Below are 2,359 nucleotides of genomic sequence, written 5' to 3' on the forward strand. Positions count from 1 at the left end.
GTCGATGTGAATGCGTTGTCTGAGTTACTGGGATGTCCAGTGATACCCATCAGCGCACGAGAACAACTCGGACTAAAGGATTTACAAGAGAGACTGATGGGCGTGGACGTTTCACCTTGGCAACCACCCTATTGGTGTGACACCGAGTTATCCGGTCGCGAATGGTACTTGGCGTTGTTGTCGGGCCATGTGTCGGCACAACACGCGCTTGTCCTCGACCAGCGCAGAGCACAGTATGCTGAGGGGCTGGCATCGCAGGTCGAAAGTCATGTTGGCGATACAGGTTTGCTTAGGTGGACGGATCGGATCGACCGAATTGTATTGGGGCGCTGGACGGCCATTCCCGTTTTCTTGGCAGCGATGTATTTGCTGTTTTTGCTTTCTATCAATTTTGGTGGGGCTTTGGTCGACTTTTTCGACTTGAGCGCGCAGGCCATATTTGTTGAACAAGCCCGAGTGTGGTATCAGGCCATGGAGCTGCCAGCCTGGCTGACCACGTTTTTGGCCGATGGTTTAGGCGGTGGTCTTCAGGTGGTTGCCAGTTTTATTCCCATAATCGGTGCTTTATATCTGTTTCTGACGATATTGGAAGAGACAGGCTATATGGCCCGTGCCGCTTTTGTCATGGACGCGCTGATGCGTCGTCTAGGCATCTCGGGCAAAGCCTTTGTGCCCTTGGTTATTGGTTTTGGCTGCAACGTGCCCGCAGTGATGGCGACACGGACCATGGACAGTGAGCGCGAACGGCTGGCCGCTTTGATGATGGCGCCTTTCATGAGTTGTGGTGCAAGGCTGACGGTATTTGCGTTATTTGCAGTCGTTTTCTTTCCTCACCAAGGCACTAATGTTGTATTTTTGTTGTATCTGATTGGCATCATTGCGGCGGCATTGACCGCGTGGATATTGCAAAAGACTTTGCTGCGGGGCGCGGCTCAGGACTTGGTGATGGAACTGCCCCCATACCAGTTACCGGTATTGCGTAATGTTCTGATCAACACTTGGATGAAGCTGAAAGGATTTGTTTCCGGTGCGGGTAAAATTATTGTTGTGATGGTGATGGTCATCAATGTGCTGAATTCGTTGGGCACAGATGGTTCTTTTGGCAATGAAAATACAGAGCGGTCAGTGCTGAGCCAGACAGCCAAAGCCATTACGCCGGTGTTGCATCCGATGGGCGTGACAGAGGACAACTGGCCTGCCACCGTTGGTTTATTGACAGGCGTGCTTGCCAAAGAAGTTGTGGTGGGGACTTTGGATGCGCTGTACAGCAGCATGGGTCGTGCTGAACAAGGAGACAATGAAACTTCGTCAGAGGCGTTTTCTTTGTCTGCGGCATTGTCGGCAGCGTGGCAAACTGTTCCGAAGAATTTGACAGAAGCCATGGCTAATTTGACCGACCCATTGGGACTTAGCGCGGTACAAGAAGTTGATGATCCCTTGGCAGCAGCAGAAAGCCAGGAGGTTCAGGTGCTGACCGTCACCGAGCTTCAACATCGGTTTGATGGAACGATCGGGGCCTTTGCCTATATGCTATTTGTCCTGTTATACATTCCGTGTGCCAGCACAGTCGGCGCCATCTTTCGAGAATCCAATGGCGGCTGGACATTGCTGTCTGTGGCGTGGACGACATTGTTGGCTTATGCCGTCGCAGTCATCTTCTATCAAGCGGCGATGTTGCCAGCGCATCCTGTACAGTCCATTTTCTGGATCGCCACGATGTTATCGGCCGTGATATTGTTTGTGCTGGCGTTACGCTGGCGATCACACCGTTCTGGTCAGATTCCGATAAACGTGAGGTTCGGTTAATCATGACATTATTGTGGCTCAAAGCATTTCATATCATTTTTATGGTGACCTGGTTTGCCGGACTGTTTTATTTGCCAAGGCTTTTCGTCTACCACACGCAGGTGACAGACGACGCCGCGGACGCCATGTTTCAAACCATGGAGTACAAACTTTTTTATTACATCACAACGCCTGGCGCCGTACTGACGATTTTATTGGGATTGGGCTTAATGCATGCATACGGGGCAGAGTGGGTCAAAGCCAATGGCTGGTTGCACGTTAAACTTGTTTTTGTGGGGGTATTGATCCTATTCCATGTGCTGTGTGGGCGTTGGTTACATGCGTTTCGCCGAGGGCAAAATCGGCATAGTGAGCGATTTTTTCGTATTGTGAATGAAATCCCCGTTATCCCGTTAATCGTCATTGTGATTTTGGCAGTGGTCAAACCCTTCTGATCGTGAAGCACAGGCTTGCTGTTGGGTGAGCCTGTGCTTCGGTTTGTGTTAGTGGGCAAAGACCAACGCGTTAGGCCGGGTCTGTATCAGTCTTTTGGTGCCGGTCTTTCAGCTTCCGA

The 2,359-nt window shown here is 51.0% G+C and carries 2 protein-coding genes; both read left to right on the forward strand.

What is annotated here, in order from left to right; translation table 11 throughout:
* Positions 1–1,806, forward strand: a 1,806-nt coding sequence (gene feoB, locus D6694_12555; protein ID RMH38342.1) for a ferrous iron transport protein B, incomplete at its 5' end; no start/stop codon positions are given.
* A 2-nt stretch (positions 1,807–1,808) separates the two neighbouring features.
* Positions 1,809–2,240: a protoporphyrinogen oxidase HemJ gene (gene hemJ / locus D6694_12560; protein ID RMH38343.1), complete on the forward strand. Its 432-nt coding sequence runs from the start codon at positions 1,809–1,811 to the stop codon at positions 2,238–2,240.
* Positions 2,241–2,359: the final 119 nt, after the last annotated feature.

The sequence above is a fragment of the Gammaproteobacteria bacterium genome (assembly GCA_003696665.1).
In the GTDB taxonomy this organism is placed as follows: Bacteria; Pseudomonadota; Gammaproteobacteria; order Enterobacterales.

Bases quoted from the DNA above. Each gene is read 5' to 3' on its own strand.
- hemJ (RMH38343.1), top strand. From the start codon at position 1,809: ATGACATTATTGTGGCTCAAAGCATTTCATATCATTTTTATGGTGACC.